This is a genomic window from Parabacteroides sp. AF21-43, assembly GCF_003635435.1.
GTDB lineage: Bacteria > Bacteroidota > Bacteroidia > Bacteroidales > Tannerellaceae > Parabacteroides > Parabacteroides distasonis.
This window is the reverse complement of sequence record NZ_QTMG01000024.1, coordinates 84,757-85,018: the sequence shown is the minus strand read 5'-3', so window position 1 is coordinate 85,018 and position 262 is coordinate 84,757.

The following is a 262-nucleotide window of genomic DNA, read 5'->3' as shown; positions in this document are numbered from 1 at the left end:
TATTTCTGATGTATAGACATGGCAATAGAAACGAAATGGCCTCGTTATTCCCGAAATCATCACGTTATCCGAAGTAAATTCCATATAACATCATGTAGAGATGGAGCGTGCTCCGTCTCCCACCGCCTGATAGTAACTAAAATACCATTGTAAGGGGATGAAACGGGACACGCTCCGTCTCTACAACTAAGGAATATCCTTTCACTCCTCTTGTTAAGGCTACTCGCCAAGTAGCAGTCAGTTTGGCTACTCGCCAAGTAGC